The following is a 21,836-nucleotide window of genomic DNA, read 5'->3' as shown; positions in this document are numbered from 1 at the left end:
GCTGTAAGAAACATAATGTCTGTGTGGAGGGCGGAAAATATCCGGCGGCGATGTTGGTGAAAGAATTGAGAACGGGGGCTTTGGACGGGAGAAAGTGGTACTATTCAGACAGCCCGGTGATGAATGTAGACGAGAAGGAAGCGGCGGCGTACGATGACAGTCTTGAAAAGATGGAGAAGAAGTGGATGCCCAGCCAGGAGGCATTTTACATTATGAGCCATTCATTTGTGGAGTAAGATTTATGATAAGAAGATTGCAGAAAACAGATATCGATGCGGTTGCACAGATCTGGCTGACATCAAACAGAGAGGCACATGATTTTGTTCCGGCAGAGTATTGGGAAAGTAATTTTACACCAGTAAAGGAAATGCTCCTGCAGGCCGAAGTATATGTTTGTGAAGATGAGGAGAGTAATGAAATCCGCGGATTTATTGGTCTGGAAGATGAGTATATAGCAGGTGTTTTTGTTCGAAAAGAAGCCCGGTCAAAGGGAACGGGAAAAGCACTGCTGGACTATGTGAAAGAGATTAAGAAGAAACTGACCTTACATGTATATGTGAAAAATGAAAGAGCTGTCAGATTCTATCAACGTGAAGGCTTTCAGATTCTTAAGAAAATGACAGATGATGCCACAGGCGAGGAAGAGTGCCTGATGGCATGGAGAACTTATACACCGATGAAATATGAGCGGGGATAATTTATGGATTATATGATTCGTGAAATGAGGGAGGACGAATATCCTCTGTTGAAGGAGTTTCTATACGAAGCAGTCTATGTTGCAAAAGGTGCAGCGCCGCCGGACAGATCTATTACAGACTCTCCTGAACTGCAGGTATATATCCGTGATTTCGGCAGTTCGCGGCATGACAGTGCTCTGGTTGCTGAGATGAACGGCGACATTATAGGAGCTGTATGGGTAAGGATCATGGACGACTATGGGCATATTGATGATGAAATGCCGTCACTTGCTATATCTGTACTCAGACCGTTCAGAAAATCAGGGATTGGTACTGCACTGTTGAACGCCATGATTGAAAGAAAGAAGGCTGACGGATACTCAGGGCTTTCTCTATCAGTGCAAAAAGAGAATTACGCCGTGGATATGTACCGGAAAGCCGGATTTCATGTTGCATTGGAAAATGAGGATGAGTATATCATGACAATTCGGTTATAGATAATACATCAATCCTGACTTGGGGAGAAGGGAGAGTGCCAGCCATGTCTAAAAAGAAGAGCGTCACATCTGTTATTATACTGTTCCTGCTGATTGCAGCCGGATGTCTAGTCTGGCGCTGTCGCTATTTTTTTCTCGGTACGAGCAGTGATCCGGTCCGGGCAAAAGAAAATGAAGATTTCGGAATAGAGGATTTCCACAGTTCAGTGGACAAAGATGGGGACGGGATCGATGACCAGACGGATATCCTTCAGGGAGCAAGAGATTATATTTCCACAAATCCGGTTTATAAGAGCAAGTATTATTCTACTGGGTATCCGGATGACAAATATGGCGTCTGTACGGATGTTGTTGCAAATGCAATGAAAAGTGCAGGGTATGATCTTATGGAACTTGTCAATGCAGATATTCTGGCGGATCCGGAGGATTACAATATTGAAGAGCCTGATATCAATATTGATTTCCGGCGAGTGAATAATCTGAAAGTATATTTCGCCCATACTGCGGTTGAGCTTACAATGGACGTCTATGATATCAGTCAGTGGCAGGGCGGAGATATCGTGATCTTTGAGAATCATATCGGAATCGTTTCAGACAAGAGAAATGATGACGGAGTGGCTTATGTGATCCATCACAATGATCCGTTTCAGAAGTCATACGAGGAGGATATCCTTGAGAGCAGGGATGATATTACCGGCCATTACCGTGTCAGTGAATAAGAACAGCGGGAGAAGGCTGATAAGAAATACAGGCAAAATAGTGGAGAACGGGGGAAAGTTATGGAGAGATGTCCGTGGTGTATGTGCAATGAAAAGATGATCCGCTACCATGATGAAGAATGGGGCGTTCCGGTGCATGACGACCAGAAACAGTTTGAGTTTCTGATGATGGAAGTCATGCAGTGCGGGCTCAACTGGAACATGATGATCCAGAAGAGGGAGATTTTCAGAAATTGCTTTGATAATTTTGATTATGACAAAGTGGCTGCGTATGGTGAAAAAGACATACAAAGGATTTTGGAAACAGAGGGGATGATTCGATCAAGAAGGAAAATTGAAGCAGTGATACATAATGCCCGGTGCTTTCAGGATATCCACAGGGAGTTTGGTTCTTTCAGCGAGTATATCTGGAGCTTTACTAAAAGGAAGACTTATCTGTATACCGGACATCAGAAAGGAGAGATCCCGGCAAGAAACGGTCTGTCGGACAGGATAAGCAAGGACCTGAAAAAACGCGGACTGAAGTATATGGGGTCTGTTACAGTCTATTCACATCTGCAGGCATGCGGTATTATCAATGATCATATGGAATCTTGTTTTCGGTATCAGGAGCTTCTGGAAATGACAGATCCGGTTCACAAGAGAAGAGATCACGAATAAGGAGGGGATTTAATGTATCAGGATTACAGACCATCGGTGGATATTAAGCTTTTGGCAAAATGGATCGGTGTTTTATTCTGGCTTACCATCGTAAGCATTGTGGCAGGACTTTTTACCGGTAATAACAGCGATGAACTGTATGGAATCGGATGGCTGATAAGAGCAGGAGCTGATCTGGCATATGGTATTGTGCTGTTACGTCTGGCTTCCGAGGATGAATCCTACAGGAGGTCAGGAATATGTGTTATCCTCTGTGCAGCTATTGGTATTGTTTCAACTGCGATGAACGTGGCAATCCCGGGAGCAGGGATCATGCTGGGAATGATTGCCGTAATCCTGACCGCAGTGCTGGATATAGCAGGCGAATATTACGAGTTTAAAGCGCATGCCGGTGTTATGAGTTATGTCAGCCAGATGATGTCGGATAAATGGGAAAGATTATGGAAATGGAAATTATGGACGATGCTTGGCATGTTGGCTGCCGTAATTGTATCGATACTGATTTCTGTGATCGGAGTGTTCATAGCGCTTGTCTCTGGAATAGGAACGTTTGTGGTAAGTATTATGAAGATCGTATACCTCCGTCAGACGGCTAAAACCCTGGAGGGATATGAATAGACTGCAGTGGAAGTACACTGTTACCGGATTGGAAACATACGGAATCCGCAATTCGTCTTTTCACGTACGATGCGATATTATATAGTTTTGATAAAAGAAAAGGAGGCTGTGTAATATGGCATTAGGGGATAACATTAAAAGGCTGAGAGAGGAGCGCCAGCTGACTCAGCAGATGCTTGCGGATAAGCTGTATGTATCAAGACAGACAGTCTGCAGATGGGAGAACGGCACAAGATGCCCGGATCTTATCATGGCGAAAAAACTCGCGGTGGAACTGAATATCAGTCTGGATGAACTGATATCAGATGAAGATGTAGATCAATTTACAAAGGAAGGATTCCCATTTCATTCAGATAAAGTGAAAGAGAGAAAAGCACTTGAGGAGCGGCAGAAGCGTGTAATGGAGTTTATTCAGCTTGTCGGTGCGATATTTCTTCTGATCTCTGTATTCTGCCGGATACAATTGGAGATGCGTGTTCCCATGTGGTGCTTCATCCTTGCATTATGTCTGGAAGCTGCAGCTTTTATTGCGAGGTATCGGATATCAAAGAGATTGGATCAGTTATACTGAGCGGTTAGAGGGAGTAGGAATGAAATTATGAATATAAAAGATACCCGGGCCGATACTATTATGGAATATTTGTGCCGGATCATGCTTATAGGGACGCTGATATACCTGATTGTCTGCTGGAGTACGATCCCTGATCAGATACCGACACACTATAACGCTGCAGGTGAGATTGACGACTGGGGCGGCAAAGGAATGATATGGTTTACTGTGATCATATCGTGGGCTTTGTATCTTGGCATCAGTTTTGTTGAGCGCTATCCTGATATATGGAATACCGGTGTAGAAATCACAAGGAAAAACAGTGAAAAAGTATATCGTTTGTTAAAGTATCTCATCAGGACGTCAAAACTCATTATGACGGCGGTTTTTAGTACATTGATTATATTTCCTGCAATGGAAAAGCCGCTGCCGGTCTGGTTCACGCCGGTTTATCTCATATTGCTGACAGGAAATGCGGCATTCTGGCTGATCCGCATATTCCTTGCACGAAATTAAGAGCCGTAATCCATTTTGGGTAAAACGAGGTATCTATGAACGAAAAAATATATGAATATGATGAAATCATCCGCTGTATTCCGGAAAAGGGCGGCGCATACGTCATTTTCCCGTGGAATATCAGAGAAGAATTCGGCAGAGGGCGGGTGAAAGTCCATGCGGAATTTGACGGACAGCCATATGATGGAAGTATCGTAAATATGGGAGTAAAACATGAGGACGGTTCTGTCTGTTATATTATCGGTATTACGAAAGCTATCCGCGCTAAGATAAATAAGGGGGATGGCGATCAAGTACATGTCATTATAAAAGAAAGAGAATAGTTATTCACTTCGGTATTTGGAGATTGACTCTTATGCCGAAGTGTTTTATTGTGCATTTTACAAAAGATATAGACACTGGATCAGGAAGAATGATACAATATTCTGGCGGCATCATAGTTGGATGTGAAGAGAATTTCCGGGGAGGCAGATCATGGATAATGAAAAAGTATATGCAATGACTTTTGCAAAGATATATCCGTTACTTGTCAATAAAGCAGTCAGAAAAGGCAGGACAAAAGCCGAGGTGGATGAGATCATCCGCTGGCTGACCGGGTACAGTCAGAACGATCTGGAAAATCTTCCGGAGACAAGCTGCACCTACGGTGATTTTTTCCGGAATGCTCCGCACCTTAATGAGAACAGAAAACTGATCAGGGGAGTGGTCTGCGGCGTGAGAGTGGAAGAGATAGAAGAACCGCTGATGCAGGAAATCCGCTATCTTGATAAGCTTGTTGACGAGCTCGCTAAGGGTAAGCCGATGGAGAAAATATTAAGAAAATAAGACTATGACGGATTCCATTTATTCATTATAGGCAGCAGCCGATAGAAAAGTGACAGGAGGCGTCAGTATGCAGATAACAGATCTGCGGATACGCAATTTTAAATCAATTAAAGAGATGCATATCAGCGGGATTGAAAACGCTCTGATACTGGTCGGCAAGAATGACACGGGAAAAACCGCCGTCCTGGACGCCGTGCGCGCAGTGGGCGGGGATTATACTGTGAAAGAAGAGGATTTCCGTGAGAGTTTTCCGAATGTAGAGATACGTGTGGAACTTCGGATCACGTCAGATGATCTGAAGCGTTTCCACCGCTTCGGACTTGTCAGCAGCTACCGAAGGTATGAGGCATGGTATCGGGATTTCTGTAGGAAGCTGCCGTCTTATCAGCCTGATGAAAGTCCCGCTGAGGAAGGCCGGGACGCGGGTACGGGCGGTATACTCGCTTTTGAGTTTACTGTCAACCGTGAGGGACGTGTCCGGTATAGTGACGGTCATCAGAAGAATAACCGGTACATCCCGCTGATATTTCCGCATATTTATTTTATGGATGCGCAGAGAAATCTGGAGAAGTTCCAGGATGATCTGCTGCTGATGCAGGAGGATGACCTGCTTAAGCAGATGCGTTCCGGCTGTTGTATGTTTGACATGGCGAAAGAATGCAACCGCTGTTTTTCCTGTATCGGACTGATCAGTAAGAAGACGACAGAAGAACTGAATGCCTTTGAAGCGGCAAAACTTCTGGAATATAAGCTGTACAATCTGAATCTGGATACATTTTCACGGAAAGTCAATAAAAACTTCCGCAAAAACGGCGGCCGTGATGAGATCATATACTCCATGAACCTTGATATCGAGCGGACGCTCGCCGTGACGGCAGATGTGAGGCTGGCCGGATATCAGGAGAAGCGTCCGGCAGGCAGCATGGGGAAAGGAATGCGAAGCATCTATATGCTTTCGCTCCTTGAGACATATGAGGAGGAGGGCATGGAAAATGCCGATATCATTATGGTGGAAGATCCTGAGATATTTCTCCATCCGAAGCTGCAGAAAGTATCAGGTGATATCCTGTACCGGCTGTCGAGAAAGAACCAGGTCATGTTCTCTACTCATTCGCCTAATCTGCTGTCGAACTTTAACAGCAGACAGATCCGGCAGGTGTTCTTAAATGAGGACGGTCTCTCTGAAGTGAAAGAGAAAACGGATATCAGCGCTGTCCTGGATGATCTCGGCTACTCAGCAAATGATCTGATGAATGTGAATTTTGTCTTTATCGTGGAGGGAAAGCAGGACAAAAGCAGGCTTCCGCTGCTTATACGCAAGTATTATTCAGAGACGTATGACAGTGAAGGCAATCTTTCACGCATTGCGATCATCACGACAAATAGCTGTACAAACATCAAAACCTATGCCAACCTGAAATATATGAATCAGGTCTACATAAAGGATAATTTCCTCATGATCAGGGACGGGGACGGCAAAGACAGTGAAGAATTGAAATCACAGCTCTGCAGGTACTATGCTCAGAGGAACGAGGAGGATGTGGACCGCCTGCCCCGTGTGACGGAGAAAAATGTGCTGATCCTCAGATATTATTCCTTTGAAAATTATTTTCTTGATCCGAAAGTGATGGCAGAGATCGGCATTATAGACTCAGAAGAACAGTTTTACAGGATATTTCTGGAGAAATGGCGTGAGTATCTCTGGCGGCTGCGCAGCGGCAGGAGACTTGTCGAAGTCATCGGGCATGATCTCGAAAATGAGCAGGACGTGGAACAGCATATGGAAGATATCAGGATCCATATGAGAGGACATAATCTGTACGATATCTTTTACGGGCGGTACAAAGAGAACGAGCAGGAGATACTGGGACGTTATATAGACGCAGCGCCGAGAGAAGATTTTGCAGATATTCTGGATTCCATCGACCGTTTCATCTACTTTGAGAGCAGAAAGAAAAAAGAATCAGAACTGTTAAGCGGAGAATAATTATGAGAGCAACGGTATTAACAGATAATACGGGAAACAATGAACTGGCAGGCGAGTGGGGGTTAAGCTTTTATATAGAATACAGAGATCAGAAGATACTTCTGGATGCAGGCCAGAGCGGTCTTTTTGCGGAAAATGCAGAGAAGCTCGGGATAAATCTGGCTGATGTGGATTATGCGGTGCTCTCCCACGCGCATTACGACCATGTGGACGGGATGCCTGTTTTTCTTGAGAAAAACAGGACGGCGAAACTATATATAAAAAAGCCCTGCGGCGAAAACTGCTATGATCTTAAAGAAGGACGTATGAAATACATAGGCATAATGAAAGGATTTCTCGAAAAGTATAAGGACAGGATCGTATATGTATCAGGCGAATGCCGGCCGGGCAGCGGAATATGGCTTATCCCTCACAGCAGACAGACGATGGAGGAAGCCGGCGAACGGGAGCATATGTATCTGAAAGAAGAGAGCGGCTGGGTGCCTGACTGTTTTGCCCATGAGCAGAGCCTCGTGTTCGAGGAAGAATCCGGCCTTGTAGTCTTTAACAGTTGCTCCCATGGCGGAGCAGCTAATATCATAAGTGAAGTGTCCGCTGCATTCCCGGGCCGGAAGATCCGGGCAATGATTGGCGGATTTCATCTGTACAATAAGTCAGAGCAGTATGTGCGGGCCCTGACAGAGAAATTGCGTGCGACCGGGGTGGAGGAAATCTACACCGGACATTGTACCGGAGAGGAGGGGTACCGCATCATGCGGGACGTGCTTGGAAACATGGTACATCCGCTTGAAGTCGGACTCAGAATAGTGTTATGATAATGTCACTTGCAGCCTGCGCGGCAGGCTTTTTCCTTGATTTTTTATTTGGCGACCCTGTATGGCTGTACCATCCGGTCAGACTGATCGGAAAGGGGATCGCTTTCGGAGAGCGGAAGCTCAGAAAATTGTGCTGCAGGAAAGAAAAGGGAGGACCGGGAGAGGACAGTGGAGAGAGCCGGGCGCTCGAAGCGGCAGGAGCCGTCCTGTGGGTATGTATCGCCGGACTCTCATTTCTCATTCCACTGGGACTTCTTGTTCTGGCGCAGAAAATCCATCCTGCATTAAGATTCGTGCTGGAGACATTCTGGTGCTATCAGATCATAGCTGCACGGTGTCTGTGCAGCGAGAGCGGGAAAGTGTATGACCGGCTGAAAGACGATGACCTGCCCGGTGCCCGCAAGGCGGTATCCATGATCGTTGGCAGAGATACGGAGAATCTGAGTGTCGAAGGTGTCACAAAAGCCGCGGTGGAAACTGTGGCAGAGAACACATCAGACGGTGTGACAGCGCCGCTTATTTATATGCTGATCGGCGGAGCGCCGCTTGGATTCCTTTATAAGGCAGTGAATACTATGGATTCCATGCTGGGATATAAAAATGACAAATATCTTTATTTCGGACGCGTTCCGGCAAAACTGGACGATGTCTTCAACTATATCCCGTCCCGTATCACAGCAGTGTTTATGATCGCGGCATCCTGGCTCTGCGGCCTGGACGGGAAAAATGCATGGAGGATCTACAGGAGGGACCGGCGGAAGCATGCGAGCCCGAATGCGGCACAGACAGAAGCGGTGTGCGCAGGAGCGCTGCGGGTCCAGCTTGCGGGTGACGCTGTCTATTTTGGAAAAGTATATAAGAAAGAATTTATCGGGGATGCCCTGCGGCCGGTCGAACCGGAGGACATCCGAAGAACAGGGCGGCTCATGTATGTGACGGCATTTTTAATGCTGATCGTATTCGGAGCAGTCAAATACGCTCTGGGGATATTGATATAAATTAAGAGGCTTGGAGGAGTATGATGAAATACGGACATGGCGGAGATATATACACTTACAGGAATATGCTGGACTTTTCTGTCAATATCAATCCTTTGGGTCCTCCAAAACGGGTGACTGAAGCAGCAAAACGAGGCGTGGAGCTCGCATCCGCCTACCCTGACAGCCAGTGCCGGAAGCTTCGGGAGAAACTGGCGCGCAAGCAGAGTATTCCGGAGGACAGTTACATATTCGGAAACGGCGCGGCTGAGCTTATCTATACCTTGGTACTGGCTGAGAGGCCGAAGCGGGCGCTGATACCGGTACCGGCATTTTCAGAATATGAACAGGCACTGAGGACTGTCGGATGCGAAATTATGTATCATAAAACGAAAGAAAATAATTTCTTCTGCATAGATGAAAGTTTCATTGATGAACTGGATGAAAGCTTTGATATTGTTTTCCTCTGCTCTCCGGTCAATCCGTCCGGCCATGTGATCAATAAGAAATTGTTACAAAGGATAGCAGAGCGATGTGAAGATCTCGGAGTTCGTCTGGTTCTTGACGAATGCTTTGTGGAATTTCTGCCTGATCCCAGGAAGTATTCTATGATCAGTGAGGCGGATAAGTATCGTCAGCTTTTTATCCTGCGTGCATTTACAAAGATTTATGCCATGCCCGGACTGCGGCTCGGATACGGGATATCATCGGATTCCGAACTGCTGGAAACGATGGGGCGGATGCGGCAGCCATGGAGCGTATCGATTCCTGCGCAGGAGGCTGGGGCTGCGGCACTGGACGAAGATGATTATGTGATGAAAGCGCGGCAGCTTGTCGCCGGCGAACGGGAATATCTTGAAGCTGAATTATATAAAATCGGAATGAAATATATTTCTTCTGATATTAATTTCATTCTGTTATATACTGAAATCAATCTGTTCGATGCAATGAAAGACCGTGGGATACTGATACGGAACTGTGAAAATTATAGAGGACTCGGAAAAGGGTGGTATCGGATAGCGGTCAGGACACATGAGGAGAACTCAAGTCTGATAAACGCCCTGAGAGATATCGGAAGCAGGAGCAAGAACGGCAATTAAAGGAAATGTAACGGAGGACTACAGATGAAAGGATCGATCATGATACAGGGCACAATGTCTAACGCCGGCAAGAGCGTGCTGGCCGGAGGACTCTGCCGCGTGCTGAAACAGGACGGTTACAGTGTGGCGCCTTTTAAGTCGCAGAATATGGCGCTCAATTCTTTTATCACAAAAGAAGGGCTTGAGATGGGGCGCGCCCAGGTGATGCAGGCGGAGGCTGCGGGAATCGAGCCTGCAGCGGCAATGAATCCGATCCTGCTTAAACCGACAAACGACACGGGATCCCAGGTGATCATTAACGGGAAGCCGGTGGGGACTATGTCGGCGGTGGAATATTACAGGCATAAAAAGGACTACATTCCTTATATTATGGAAGCATACGAGGGATTAAAGAGCAAGTATGATGTGATCGTGATCGAAGGAGCGGGAAGCCCGGCGGAGATCAATCTGAAGCAGGATGATATCGTAAATATGGGCCTGGCGGAACTGGTGGACGCGCCGGTGCTGCTCGCGGGGGATATCGACAGAGGAGGAGTGTTTGCACAGCTGATCGGGACCGTGATGCTGCTCGAGGAAAAGGAGCGTCAGAGGATCAAAGGGATGATCATCAATAAGTTCCGGGGAGATGTATCCATCCTGAAGCCGGGACTCGCCATGCTCGAGGAACGTGCGAATATTCCGGTGGTCGGAGTCGTGCCGTATTTTTATCTGGATATCGATGAGGAGGACAGCCTGACCGAACGTTTTCAGAAGAAAGATAATGCGGGGCTTGTGGATGTGGCTGTGATCCGCCTGCCGAGAATCTCGAACTTCACAGATATCGCACCGCTGGAGGCGCTCGGGGAAGTCAGCGTGAGATACGTAGGTTCCCCGGCAGAATTCGGGGCGCCTGACGCTGTTATACTTCCGGGGAGCAAGAATACGATCCAGGATCTGCTCTGGATGAGGCAGAACGGTCTTGAAGCAAAGATACTCCGCCATGCATCCGTCGGCGGGCTTGTATTCGGCATCTGCGGAGGATACCAGATGTTAGGAGAGGAAGTCTCCGACCCGGCCGGAGTAGAACAGAAAGGAAGCGTCAGAGGGCTCGGACTGCTCCCGATCCGGACTGTATTTGATACTGAGAAAACAAGAACAAGGGTACAGGGACGCTTCCTCAAGATGGAAGGAATACTGAGAGAACTTTCGGGAACAGAGCTTGAAGGATATGAGATACATATGGGAGAGACATTTGCGCTGACACCCGGAAGATCACTTGTAGAATTTGCAGATATAACAGATAAGAGCAATGATATTCCGGAAGATCTCTCCGGCGGTGTCCGTGCGGACGGCGCCCAGAACGGGAATGTCTATGGCTGTTATGTTCACGGGATCTTTGATGCCCTGGGATGTGCGAAAGGATTTGTGAGCGCGCTCCTAAAGAAGAAAGGGTACGATCCGTCTGCAATAGAGGTGACGGACTGGAAAGCATATAAAGAAGAGCAGTACGACAGGCTTGCGGATATTATCAGGGAAAGCCTTGATATGGAGAAGATATATCAGATCATAGAGAAAGGAAATGATGCGCCATGCGGTCTGTGATAAGGATCGGAAGCAGAGAAAGCCGTCTTGCGGTGAAGCAGGCGGAGATCATCAGGGATCAGATCATAAGCTGCGATCCCGGAGTTTCAGTCGAGATCATTACGATGAAAACGACAGGAGACAAAATACTGGATAAGAGTCTGGAAAAGATCGGCGGCAAAGGACTGTTTGTAAAAGAACTGGACCGGGCGCTTATGGACGGCGGGATCGATATTGCCGTGCACAGCCTGAAAGATATGCCGATGGAGGAAAATCCGGATCTCCCGATCCTTGCTTACGGCAGAAGGGAAGATCCAAGAGATGTGATCCTGTACCGTCCGGGGCTTGAAGAGCTCCCGGAGCAGGCGGTGATCGGCACGTCCAGCAGAAGGCGGATGATCCAGATGGAGAGGCTGTATCCGGGATGTACATTCCGGGGAATCAGGGGAAATGTTCAGACACGGATGCGGAAGCTGGAAACAGAAGGGTATGATGCAACGCTTCTTGCAGCGGCAGGGCTTAAGAGACTCGGGATGGAGCATGTGATCAGTCGGTATTTTTCCGTAGATGAGATGATTCCGGCAGCAGGTCAGGGGATCCTTGCCGTGCAGGGAAGAAAAGGTGAGCAGTACGGATGGACAGATAAGATTGACATTCCTCAGAGCAGGGCGGCGGCCCTTGCGGAGCGGCAGTTTATCCGTGTGACCGGGGGAGACTGTACTTCACCCTGTGCCGCTCATGCACAGGTGATCGGAAATGAACTGAAACTGATGGGACTCTACTATAATGAAGATACAGAAGAATATTCGGTGGACGTGATCGTGGCCGATACATCAAAGGCAGGGCAGGCAGGAGAGACTCTGGCAGAGCGGATGATGAGAGAAAGTCTGTAGGAAGAGGATGGTATAGAGATGGATGGCGTAAGAATGAATGACAGAGATTTGAAGGCAAATGGCGGAAAAGTATGGCTTGCCGGAGCAGGACCGGGCGATGCCGGACTGCTGACTGTTAAGGCGGCTGAGCTCATTGAGCAGGCGGACGTTATCGTATACGATGCGCTGATCAGCGCCGAGCTGTTAAGCCGTATTCCCCATGATACAGAGACGATATATGTGGGCAAACACGCGGGAAATCATCCGGTGCCCCAGGAAGAGATCAATCAGATCCTTGCGCGGGAAGCGAAAAAAGGAAAGAAAGTATTGCGATTAAAGGGAGGAGACCCGTTTGTCTTCGGCCGCGGCGGTGAAGAACTGGAGACGCTTGTTGAAGAGGATATACCGTTTGAAGTGGTTCCGGGCATTACTTCTTCCGTGGCGGTTCCTGCCTATGCAGGAATCCCTGTGACGCACAGAGATTATACCTCGTCTTTCCATGTGATCACCGGACATGCGAGAAAAGACGGAACACTCAGTATTGATTTTGATTCGCTCGTCCGACTGAACGGAACGCTTGTATTCCTGATGAGCGTTTCTTCGATGGAAATGATTCTGAAAGGGCTGATGGATGCGGGGATGGATCCTGATACACCTGCGGCAGTTCTGGAGAGAGGAACGACAGCAGGTCAGAGGCGTGTCGTTGCAACGGTAGAGAATCTGAAGGAAGAGTCTGACAGGGCGGGTATCCGGACCCCTGCTATCATCATTGTGGGGAAGGTATGCGCACTGTCAGATGAGCTTCACTGGGCGGAAGACCGGCCGCTTGGGGGACGCCAGTTCCTTCTGACACGCCCCAGACAGAGTATGTCATCTCTGGCAAAACGACTCAGGAATGCAGGAGCCCAGGTCATTGAAATGCCTGCTATCCATACAGAGCCGATCTCACCGAACGAGCAGCTTAAGAGTGCGCTTGGCCTGTTCAGACAGCATGAAGACGACAGATGGCTTGTATTTACCAGCCCAATTGGAGTAAAAGTCTTTTTTGACGCTATAAAAGAGATGAAACTGGATCTGCGATCAGTTCTCTGCGGAAAAGGCAATGTACGGATCGGCGCCATCGGATCAGCAACTGCGGACGCACTGTGCGGATACGGACTTATTCCGGACGCGGTACCGGAGACTTACAGCGCCGGAGAACTGGGAAAAGAGATAGCAAAAATGTCGGAGCCGGGAGAATATGCGCTCATTGCCCGGGCGGAAAAAGGATCTGAGGATCTGATACCGCCGCTTACAGAGAAAGGGATGTTTGTAGAAGATGTTCCCCTGTACAGTACAGAATATGAAGTAAATCCTGTACTGAAGGACGAAGCTGCACGTATGCTGCGCGACCGGGAGATCGATGCAGTGACATTTACCAGTGCCTCCACAGTCCGCGGATTTGTCCGGGCAATGGAAGACACAGAGACAGATTACAGCAGTATCTGCGCGGTGTGCATTGGAGAGCAGACAGCGAGAGCGGCAGAAGAGTACGGGATGCAGATCGAGATCGCAGATCAGGCTTCTATGGATGCGATGGTGAGAAAGATCATTGAGTTATTCGGAGCAAAAAGCTGAGATAATAAATGATGGCGGAGCGTAAATATGAAAAACGAATATGACGACAAACATTTTTTTGACCAGTACGCGCAGATGACACGCAGTAAAGACGGTCTTGCCGGTGCCGGGGAATGGCATCAGCTGAAGAAAATGTTCCCGCCGCTTGAGGGCAGCAGGGTTCTGGATCTGGGCTGCGGATATGGATGGCACTGCAAATATGCTGTGGATCAGGGAGCGGAAGAAGTTCTCGGCATCGATGTGAGCCGGCGGATGATCGAAGAGGCGAAGCGGCGTAATGCTGATAAGAGGATTACCTATCAGACAGGATCTCTGGAGGATTACGAATATCCGGCAGAGACATGGGACTGCGTAGTCTCAAATCTGGCTCTCCATTATATAGAGGACCTGGAGCCTGTATTTACATCTGTGTACCACACCCTGAAAGCGGGAGGAACATTCCTTTTTAATATCGAGCATCCTGTGTTTACCGCAGGGGTGGATCAGGAATGGATCTGTGATGAGAAGGGAAAGGCGCTGTACTGGCCTGTGGACGGTTACTTCTATCCCGGGGAGAGGAAGACACATTTCCTCGGATGTGAGGTGCTCAAGTATCACCACACACTGACCCAGATCATGAACGGGCTGATCAGATGCGGTTTTGTGATCGAGATGGTGGTGGAGGCGGAGCCGCCGGAAGAGATGATGGATCTGCCGGGGATGAAAGATGAGATGCGCCGCCCATGATGCTGATGATCCGGGCGGAAAAGAAATAACGTGCAACCTATTGCAGGAGATAACAGGAGATAAGAAGGAGCGGACAGGAGGACTGGAAATGCTGGAAGATAAGGATTATGTAATGCGGATCGTGCACGAATGGATCCGCACGCTTATCAAGCTTATATTTAATAAGGATATCGATAAAGAGGAAGACGCTGAGATTCCGCTGGAAGTGATGGAGCAATTCCGAAAACTGAACGCCATGATCGACGACGGCGAGATCAATGAGGCGGAGAATATCCTGCTGGACGGACTCAGGGAGGGGGACCGGACTTATTTTGAGATGTCTCTGCTTTTCTATGAGAAGCTGAGCGGGAAGACGGATGAATTCCTGGCAGAGCACGACTACTCCAGAGAAGAAGTTGTGGACGGTCTGAAATATGTGGTCAATTATTACGGATACGGGAGTCTCCTGGAAGCGTTTGCGGAGGATATAGAGATATGACAGAAAAGGGATGGCTATACCGGGGCAAAGACTGAGTTTGTGGAGAAGTATACAAAGATTGCTAAAATGAAATAGATATCATAAGACCTGCTGTCCGGAGAACCGGCAGCAGGCCTTACTTAGAATAGGTTTGTCGAAAGCAGAGAGTATGACTATTTTTTCCAGTATTTATTCATATAGATCTCTGACTCTTCCTGTGAAAGCTCGTATTTTTCATGAAGTTTCTTCAGAACGTTTTCGCGGGAGAGTTGCAGTTCCTGAAGTGTGGAGATGAATTGGCGGATGCCAGTCTCCTTAGCGGCAGCCAGACCTTCATTATATCCATCCTCATATCCCTCTCGCCGCAGTGTTTTGTCATGAAGTTCTTTATCATATGTTTCCAAAATCATCTGGATCACCTCGACTTTTTGTTTGATCAGGATATCCTTTAAAATATCATTGTCGATACATGAATCTACTGCATGAGAAAGTGACTGTTCTAATGGCGTGCCTGCTGAAAGTCCTTTCCGGACAGTATCAACGAAGATTGCATATTCTTTCAGCCGCCTGCATTTCTCCATCAGAACCTTATTATGTCCGTAATTAATATTCAGCATGATCGCAGTACATTCCAGACACGAAGTTTTTGGAGATGAAGGCATATCAAGCAGGTCTGTCAGCTTTAATTCAGATCGGTCTGGTTCGTCCATGGTGCCATTATAGAATACAAAGTATTGGGGGAATGGAAGCTTTTTTGGTGTTGAAGTATAGATATCTATTCCGTTTGTTACGATATATTTTTCGTATAGTTTGGAAAAATACATCAATCCCCGCACAGGCATATTTGGATTAAATGTGCTCTGATGTTCATAGAGGTTCATGGTCCCGCTGATTAGGAATGCTACATCATTTTTCATCGTTAAATACAGGACGTTATCCAGAGTATTTATCTCCAGTTCGTCCGGGTTGGAATAGTTACTTCCATTAAGAGCATTGTACAGCGAAAGCAGGTCTTCTTTTCTTTGAAACACCAAGCGGAAAAGCCCGTCCTTGTACGTTCTGTTTGCTGCAGGATAATCCTGATTATTTTGTTGTCTGATCAATAATTATACCTCCATTATAAAAAATAAAGCGAATAGTTGCAACCTTCTGCGAGCTCAAACAAAAGGAATCTGTGGCGGAAACCGCCGGATGTGGTTCATTGAACCAGATTGCTGCTTTTGGAACAGTATGACGGGAAGAAGAAACTCCCGCTGATGGTCTGTCTATTATATTCCGGGAAGTGAGAGAAAACAAGATGGCAGAATGCACAAATATAGAGCCTACAGCAGCGGTTTTAAGCATCTGACTATATTTTCGATCGTCCGCACGAAGGTGTCCGTATCCGCATCAGGATTACTCAGATATGCATAGTATGTCCCCTGTATGCTGTAAGAGAGAAGAATCTGCTTTTCCAGATCGTTTTCGTATTCCGGGTATTTGCGGAAGATCACTTCCTTGAGAGCCTTGTCAAGCCGGATGCCCAGATGGCTTAACTCCCTGCCGGAGAAAAGTATTTTAATAAGGGAAATCTGCGACATGAAGGCGAGGCAGAGTTCTCTTGTAAAAGCATCCGGGTTATCTGTTGTGTAGTCTTTCAGATGATCGATACTCCCGATGATCGAGGCGACAGTTTCCTGTTCCATCGCTTCGGAGAGAGCATAGATATCATCATAGTGAGAGTAAAATGTGGACTTGTTGATGAGGGCAAGTCCGCATAATTCTTTTACAGTGATTTTCTCAAGCGGTTTTCCGGCCCTGAGCTCGAGAAATGCATTTTTGATCGCTTTTTCTGTTTTCTGAATTCTGAGATCCATTTTTCACCCCTGTATATTGTAAATATGCGGCGGGCACATATTTGCCCATAGAATTTACAGTCGATTTTGTGTGCTGATACGGCTGTCAAAGATGAAGATACCGTCTTCATATCTGCAGTTCCCGTCTGTATACGTTCCTATTACATTTTCCCAGAACAGATATGCCTGCCGGCTTCCGAAAGACGGAGAGACTTCCCAGTTTCCCGGATACATCTCAAAACACTGGAAGGCAGCCTTTCTGCCGACGTGATTCCTGCGGAAAGAAGGAAGGATCATTAATTCTGCAATGCTGTGTCCGGTGAGGGATTTTTGCAGGAAGGTATTGATCATTACAAATCCAAGCAGACGGCTGGTGTCCTGTTCATGTATGAAGAAGGCATCCCGGTCTTTTTCTGTAAAATACAGGTCAAACCACGGATAATCAAATAATGCGTCTTCGTTTATTGTATTTTGGTCGTGCAGGCTTTCTTCAAAAAGAGAATACTGCAGAAGACGGAACAGAATTTCCTTTTTGGCCGGGTCTGCTTTTTTCAGACAGATATTCATATGTGTATACCTCATTTCTGTGTGCGCGTTTCTTTTTAATAATCTGTAGTTTTATGATTTACCCGACAGTTTTAAGACATAAGTTGTTTATCAGACTAATATCTGAAATTGCCGGTGGATTTTCAGACCTTTAGCGTATACTCTGATTATAGGATAAAAAACAACTGCTGTCGATTAATTATGAGAGAAAAGGAGTAAAATTATGGATTTCTATGGATTTTACACAGGAAAGATTTTTGATGCATACAAGTATTTGGGTGCGCATATTAACAGAGGAAAAAGCGGCAAAGCGGAAGAAGTCGTATTCCGCACATTTGCACCGTCAGCTTCAAGAATTTCTGTGATCGGGGAATTTAACGGGTGGACGGAAACCCCGATGGAGAAAGTGCATGATGGGAATTTCTGGGAGCTGATATCAAAAGAGGCGAAGCCCGGTATGATGTACAAGTACCGCATCTATGACCGTGCAGGGAACTGTATCGACCACTGTGACCCGTATGGATACGGGATGGAACTGCGGCCGAACACAGCGTCCATTATCCGTGATATGGATGCGTATAAGTTCCATGACGGGAAATGGATGAAAAAGAGATCAGATCACAGTGATCTGCCGCTGAATGTCTATGAGCTCCACTTCGGTTCTTTCAGGAAGCCGTCCGAAGAACCGGACGCATGGTATGATTATGAAGAAATGGCGGATATACTGCTCCCGTATCTGAAGGAGAACGGATACAACTATCTTGAGATCATGCCGCTGAACGAATATCCGTGCGATGAGTCATGGGGGTATCAGGGTACCGGTTTTTTCAGCCCTACATCAAGATATGGAACGGCGGATCAGTTGAAATATTTTGTGGATCGGTGTCATGAAAATGATATCGGCGTTATTCTTGATTTTGTTCCGGTTCATTTTGCCGTGGATGACTATGCACTGGCAAATTATGACGGGACGGCGCTGTATGAGTATCCGCATTCTGATGTGGGAGACAGTGAGTGGGGGAGCAGGAACTTTATGCACTCCCGCGGTGAGGTGAGAAGTTTCCTGCAGTCTGCGGCAGAATACTGGCTGAATGAATATCATATAGACGGACTACGCATGGATGCGATCAGCCGCGCGATCTACTGGCAGGGAATGCCGGAAAGAGGCGTTAATTCAAATGCGGTTGAATTTCTGAGGTATATGAATCAGGGACTAAAAGAAAGGCATCCGTCCGTAATACTGGCGGCAGAGGATTCCACATCATTCCCGGGCGTGACCAAACCGGCGGAAGAGGGAGGTCTTGGATTCGATTACAAGTGGGACATGGGATGGATGAATGACACACTGGATTATTTCCGTACAGCGCCTGAGTACCGCACGAGAGACTATCATAAGCTGACATTTTCTATGATGTACTATTATGACGAGCGCTATCTGCTGCCCCTGTCACACGACGAAGTCGTTCACGGCAAAGCGACGATCCTTCAGAAGATGTACGGGGATTACGGGCAGAAGTTCCCTCAGGCAAGAGCGTTTTATATGTATATGTACACTCATCCGGGCAAGAAACTCAACTTTATGGGAAATGAAATCGGGCATTTCCGGGAGTGGGATGAGAAAAGGGAACTGGACTGGAATCTTCTCACATTCCCGGCACATCAGGATTTCCACCGGTTTATGGAAGACCTGAATCATTTCTATCTGGAGCATCCGGCGCTTTCAGAACTGGATTACGATATGGAAGGATTTCAGTGGCTGGAGTGTCATGCGGAAGAAAAGTGCGTCTATGTCTTTGAACGCTGCACGAAAGAGAGAAGGAATGAAACAGGGAAAAGCCGTGATCAAATGAACCGTCAGGAAAGGATTGTGGCTGCTTTTAATTTCTCGGACGAAGAGCAGGAAATCGAGATCAAATGCGAGGATAAAAAATCTTTGAAAAGAGTATTCAGCAGCGAGTATAAGGAGTATGGCGGTCAGGAGGAGAAGAAAGAGAAGATAATAAAAGCGAAAAAGGAAATCGCCACTTTGAAGCTGAAGCCATTCAGCGCGGAATATTATCTGATCCAATCCTGCGATTAAAGAGTGAAATCCATCAAAATAAGAGAAAAAGGCGTGAGTGCATATTCACTCCGCCTTTTTCGTATCAAATCCCTTGCGTTTCTTCGCCGCTTCGATCAGTTCTTTCGCCTCCTCAAAGGCATCGGGAAGGTATTCTTCTGTCCATTCTTTCCCCTGTTTTTCCTGTCGTTTGATCTCATCCCAGCTTGCCTGTGATCCGTCCGTGCCCGGACCGTCCGAATCTCCGAAGACGTGCGGGTGACGGCGGACCATCTTGTCGATGATGGACTGGATCACGTCGTCCATTGTGAAAAGCCCTTCCTCTTCCGCAATCCGGGCATGGATCACGACCTGCATGAGGAGATCTCCAAGTTCTTCTTTCAGATTGTCGGCATCTCCGGTCTGATCAAGGATGTTAATGCCGCAGATCACTTCCGCGGCTTCCTCGATACAGGTGTTTTTCAGGCTCATATGTGTCTGCGCGCGGTCCCACGGGCATCCGTCCGGAGCTCTCAGACGCGCGATTACATTTTCGAATTCTTCAAACTTTGTCATGGCCGTTTCACCATACATTCCTTTCTGTAAAATGCAATACCGTATTTCAGAATATCAGTATACCCCTCCTGCCTGAGTGCTTCTTCATATTTCCGGTCTTCAATCTGTCTGAGTGCTTCATCACATTTACTTTCAAGCTCCTGATATGTCCTGGAAACCTTGATCTCCATGATCACGGCTTTTCCCCTTACACTCGGGTATTTCAGCAGGATGTCGGGACGCCCGTTCCCGGATTCCCGGTTGGAGAGTACGATATAATTCCCGATATTCTTGAGCATTCCTGCAAGAAAGCCGTGGTAATAGCTCTCCTGATAATCATAGAAGCTGATCGTTTCCATCAGATTGTCAGAGAGGAGCTGTGCCATTGTTTCGCAGTCGCCGTTCAGAATGCTCTGATAGAACGGAGTGAGTTCTTTTTCCTTTGTTTTCTCTTCGAACCAGCGCAGCACGGTATTTTTATAGATATAACGCACCTCGCTGTTGGGGATTGCCATTTCCATCAGAATATCCTCACCCTCCTGACGCTCGCTGATTTTTTTCAGATAACCGGTGAAGAACAGGAAATTCCAGAGGTTTTCCTGAGTAGAGTCCATGTCATCATAAGTGATATCCTCGTGGATAGCTTTTGTTATGGTCTTTCCTTCGATCAGGGCTTCGATTTCCTGCTTGACCGATAGATCAGCCCGCTCTACGAGAGTGCGGACGATACTGCTGGAACTTGTGTTGGACCAGTAGGGACGAGGAAATACCGTTTTGTCCTTGTAGCAGGAATCTACATAGTTAATGACACTCCATGGATTGTATACCTCGGTATCACCGAACTTATACCCGTCATACCATTTCTGTACAGATGCAAGATTCCCCTCAAATCCGTAATGTATAAGCATTTGCCGCACTTCGTCCGGTGTAAATCCGAAATGTTCTGCATAAGATTTGTCCCTGATTGAAATAATTTTCAGGTTATTTAATCCGGTGAAGATCGACTCTTTGCTGATGCGAAGGCATCCGGTGATCACAGCAAATTCCAGTGTATCGTTTGTCTTGAGAGCCGACTCGAACAACGAGCGGATCAGGCGCACCATCTTATCATAGAAACCGCTGAAATACGCGTTTTCCAGAGGAACGTCATACTCGTCGATGAGGATGACCGTCTTCTTTCCGTAAAAAGCGTACAGACACTCGGAGAGAAATTTCAGCGATGTAAGATATTCATCATCGTCAGCTTTACGGTTCAATAAAAGATCATACTTTGTGCGGTCGTCATTACTGCCCAGATTTTGGACGATCTGAGTATGTTTCTTGAATTCCCTCGCTATATCCTCTTTAAGACAGTGGAATGCCGATTCATAGCTTCCCTGCTTCATAGACTTCAGGGACAGCGAAATCACAGGATACTGTCCGAATTCCATTAGATATTTTTCTCCGGCGTCTATAATCTTCGTCCCTGCAAACAGGCGGGAGCGGTCTTCATCGGATTTTTCAAAAAAGTAGCGCACCATGCTCATGTTCAGTGTTTTACCAAAACGCCGCGGGCGGGTGAAGAGATTAACCTTTCCCCGCAGATCGATCAGATCTTTTATCAATAATGTTTTATCAACGTAATAATAGCCCTTTGTAATAATTTCTTCAAAATTATCTACTCCGACCGGCAGTGGTGTCCATTCCATA

General features: G+C 46.9%; 24 protein-coding genes and 1 pseudogene. 20 read left to right on the top strand and 5 right to left on the bottom strand.

Annotated features, from left to right (window positions below):
- The 19 genes and pseudogenes from FNY66_RS13485 to FNY66_RS13395 form a co-directional block, all read left to right on the top strand.
- Positions 1-236, top strand: a pseudogene (locus tag FNY66_RS13485) (GNAT family N-acetyltransferase); the annotation flags it as partial.
- 5 nt (positions 237-241) lie between these two features.
- Positions 242-697 (top strand): GNAT family N-acetyltransferase, encoded by a 456-nt coding sequence (locus tag FNY66_RS13480; RefSeq protein ID WP_150311473.1) that lies wholly within the window; start codon positions 242-244, stop codon positions 695-697.
- Between the two features lie 3 nt (positions 698-700).
- Positions 701-1,174 (top strand): GNAT family N-acetyltransferase, encoded by a 474-nt coding sequence (locus FNY66_RS13475; RefSeq protein ID WP_087151274.1) that lies wholly within the window; start codon positions 701-703, stop codon positions 1,172-1,174.
- A 44-nt stretch (positions 1,175-1,218) separates the two neighbouring features.
- Positions 1,219-1,893, top strand: coding sequence for a DUF1287 domain-containing protein (locus FNY66_RS13470; protein ID WP_150311472.1), 675 nt, complete (start codon positions 1,219-1,221; stop codon positions 1,891-1,893).
- A 60-nt stretch (positions 1,894-1,953) separates the two neighbouring features.
- Positions 1,954-2,553 carry a DNA-3-methyladenine glycosylase I gene (locus FNY66_RS13465; protein ID WP_150311471.1) on the top strand — a complete coding sequence of 200 codons (600 nt, stop codon included), beginning with the start codon at positions 1,954-1,956 and terminating at the stop codon, positions 2,551-2,553.
- Between the two features lie 12 nt (positions 2,554-2,565).
- Complete coding sequence (locus tag FNY66_RS13460) at positions 2,566-3,171, top strand: hypothetical protein (RefSeq protein WP_150311470.1); 606 nt, start codon at positions 2,566-2,568, stop codon at positions 3,169-3,171.
- Positions 3,172-3,286: 115 nt separating this feature from the next.
- Entirely contained in the window at positions 3,287-3,742 is a 456-nt protein-coding gene (locus tag FNY66_RS13455; protein ID WP_087151278.1) for a helix-turn-helix transcriptional regulator, read from the top strand.
- A gap of 27 nt (positions 3,743-3,769) precedes the next feature.
- Positions 3,770-4,237 (top strand): DUF1648 domain-containing protein, encoded by a 468-nt coding sequence (locus FNY66_RS13450; protein ID WP_087151279.1) that lies wholly within the window; start codon positions 3,770-3,772, stop codon positions 4,235-4,237.
- A gap of 35 nt (positions 4,238-4,272) precedes the next feature.
- Positions 4,273-4,560, top strand: coding sequence for a DUF1905 domain-containing protein (locus tag FNY66_RS13445; protein ID WP_150311469.1), 288 nt, complete (start codon positions 4,273-4,275; stop codon positions 4,558-4,560).
- Positions 4,561-4,711: 151 nt separating this feature from the next.
- The gene (locus FNY66_RS13440) at positions 4,712-5,062 is read left to right on the top strand and encodes a DUF2200 domain-containing protein (protein ID WP_150311468.1); all 351 of its coding nucleotides are present in this window, start codon (positions 4,712-4,714) and stop codon (positions 5,060-5,062) included.
- Between the two features lie 67 nt (positions 5,063-5,129).
- Positions 5,130-7,049, top strand: a complete 1,920-nt coding sequence (locus FNY66_RS13435) for an ATP-dependent nuclease (RefSeq protein ID WP_150311467.1) — start codon at positions 5,130-5,132, stop codon at positions 7,047-7,049.
- Positions 7,050-7,051: 2 nt separating this feature from the next.
- Positions 7,052-7,864: an MBL fold metallo-hydrolase gene (locus FNY66_RS13430; RefSeq protein ID WP_087151283.1), complete on the top strand. Its 813-nt coding sequence runs from the start codon at positions 7,052-7,054 to the stop codon at positions 7,862-7,864.
- Complete coding sequence (gene cbiB / locus FNY66_RS13425) at positions 7,864-8,862, top strand: adenosylcobinamide-phosphate synthase CbiB (RefSeq protein WP_087151312.1); 999 nt, start codon at positions 7,864-7,866, stop codon at positions 8,860-8,862. Before FNY66_RS13430 ends, cbiB begins: the two co-directional genes overlap by 1 nt.
- 20 nt (positions 8,863-8,882) lie before the next feature.
- A complete protein-coding gene (locus FNY66_RS13420) occupies positions 8,883-9,941 on the top strand; it encodes a pyridoxal phosphate-dependent aminotransferase (protein WP_229409533.1) in 1,059 nt (352 codons plus the stop codon).
- Between the two features lie 24 nt (positions 9,942-9,965).
- Complete coding sequence (locus FNY66_RS13415; RefSeq protein ID WP_150311466.1) at positions 9,966-11,522, top strand: cobyric acid synthase; 1,557 nt, start codon at positions 9,966-9,968, stop codon at positions 11,520-11,522.
- Entirely contained in the window at positions 11,510-12,394 is an 885-nt protein-coding gene (gene hemC, locus FNY66_RS13410; RefSeq protein WP_150311465.1) for a hydroxymethylbilane synthase, read from the top strand. Before FNY66_RS13415 ends, hemC begins: the two co-directional genes overlap by 13 nt.
- An 18-nt stretch (positions 12,395-12,412) precedes the next feature.
- Positions 12,413-13,990 (top strand): uroporphyrinogen-III C-methyltransferase, encoded by a 1,578-nt coding sequence (gene cobA / locus FNY66_RS13405; RefSeq protein WP_229409532.1) that lies wholly within the window; start codon positions 12,413-12,415, stop codon positions 13,988-13,990.
- A 27-nt stretch (positions 13,991-14,017) separates the two neighbouring features.
- Positions 14,018-14,716, top strand: coding sequence for a class I SAM-dependent methyltransferase (locus tag FNY66_RS13400; RefSeq protein ID WP_150311464.1), 699 nt, complete (start codon positions 14,018-14,020; stop codon positions 14,714-14,716).
- 88 nt (positions 14,717-14,804) lie between these two features.
- The gene (locus FNY66_RS13395) at positions 14,805-15,194 is read left to right on the top strand and encodes a DUF6483 family protein (RefSeq protein WP_087151287.1); all 390 of its coding nucleotides are present in this window, start codon (positions 14,805-14,807) and stop codon (positions 15,192-15,194) included.
- 152 nt (positions 15,195-15,346) lie between these two features.
- Here FNY66_RS13395 and FNY66_RS13390 read toward each other — a convergent pair whose 3' ends face one another.
- The 3 genes from FNY66_RS13390 to FNY66_RS13380 all read right to left on the bottom strand — a co-directional run bounded on the left by FNY66_RS13390 (position 15,347) and on the right by FNY66_RS13380 (position 17,575).
- Positions 15,347-16,276 carry a FliH/SctL family protein gene (locus FNY66_RS13390; RefSeq protein WP_150311463.1) on the bottom strand — a complete coding sequence of 310 codons (930 nt, stop codon included), beginning with the start codon at positions 16,274-16,276 and terminating at the stop codon, positions 15,347-15,349.
- A 219-nt stretch (positions 16,277-16,495) separates the two neighbouring features.
- Positions 16,496-17,029 (bottom strand): TetR/AcrR family transcriptional regulator, encoded by a 534-nt coding sequence (locus FNY66_RS13385; RefSeq protein ID WP_087151289.1) that lies wholly within the window; start codon positions 17,027-17,029, stop codon positions 16,496-16,498.
- 54 nt (positions 17,030-17,083) lie between these two features.
- Entirely contained in the window at positions 17,084-17,575 is a 492-nt protein-coding gene (locus FNY66_RS13380; RefSeq protein ID WP_150311462.1) for a GNAT family N-acetyltransferase, read from the bottom strand.
- 202 nt (positions 17,576-17,777) lie between these two features.
- On the opposite strand from FNY66_RS13380, the gene glgB reads away from it, so the two are divergent.
- Positions 17,778-19,634: a 1,4-alpha-glucan branching protein GlgB gene (gene glgB / locus FNY66_RS13375; protein WP_150311461.1), complete on the top strand. Its 1,857-nt coding sequence runs from the start codon at positions 17,778-17,780 to the stop codon at positions 19,632-19,634.
- A gap of 45 nt (positions 19,635-19,679) precedes the next feature.
- On the opposite strand, the gene FNY66_RS13370 is transcribed toward glgB, so the two are convergent.
- Entirely contained in the window at positions 19,680-20,168 is a 489-nt protein-coding gene (locus tag FNY66_RS13370) for a MazG nucleotide pyrophosphohydrolase domain-containing protein (protein ID WP_087151292.1), read from the bottom strand.
- Complete coding sequence (locus tag FNY66_RS13365) at positions 20,165-21,835, bottom strand: AAA family ATPase (protein ID WP_150311460.1); 1,671 nt, start codon at positions 21,833-21,835, stop codon at positions 20,165-20,167. Before FNY66_RS13365 ends, FNY66_RS13370 begins: the two co-directional genes overlap by 4 nt.
- Between the last annotated feature and the right edge of the window lies 1 nt (position 21,836).

It is taken from the genome of Mediterraneibacter catenae (genome assembly GCF_008691045.1).
In the GTDB taxonomy this organism is placed as follows: domain Bacteria; phylum Bacillota; class Clostridia; order Lachnospirales; family Lachnospiraceae; genus Mediterraneibacter; species Mediterraneibacter ornithocaccae.
This window is presented reverse-complemented; position numbering and strand designations above follow the sequence as displayed.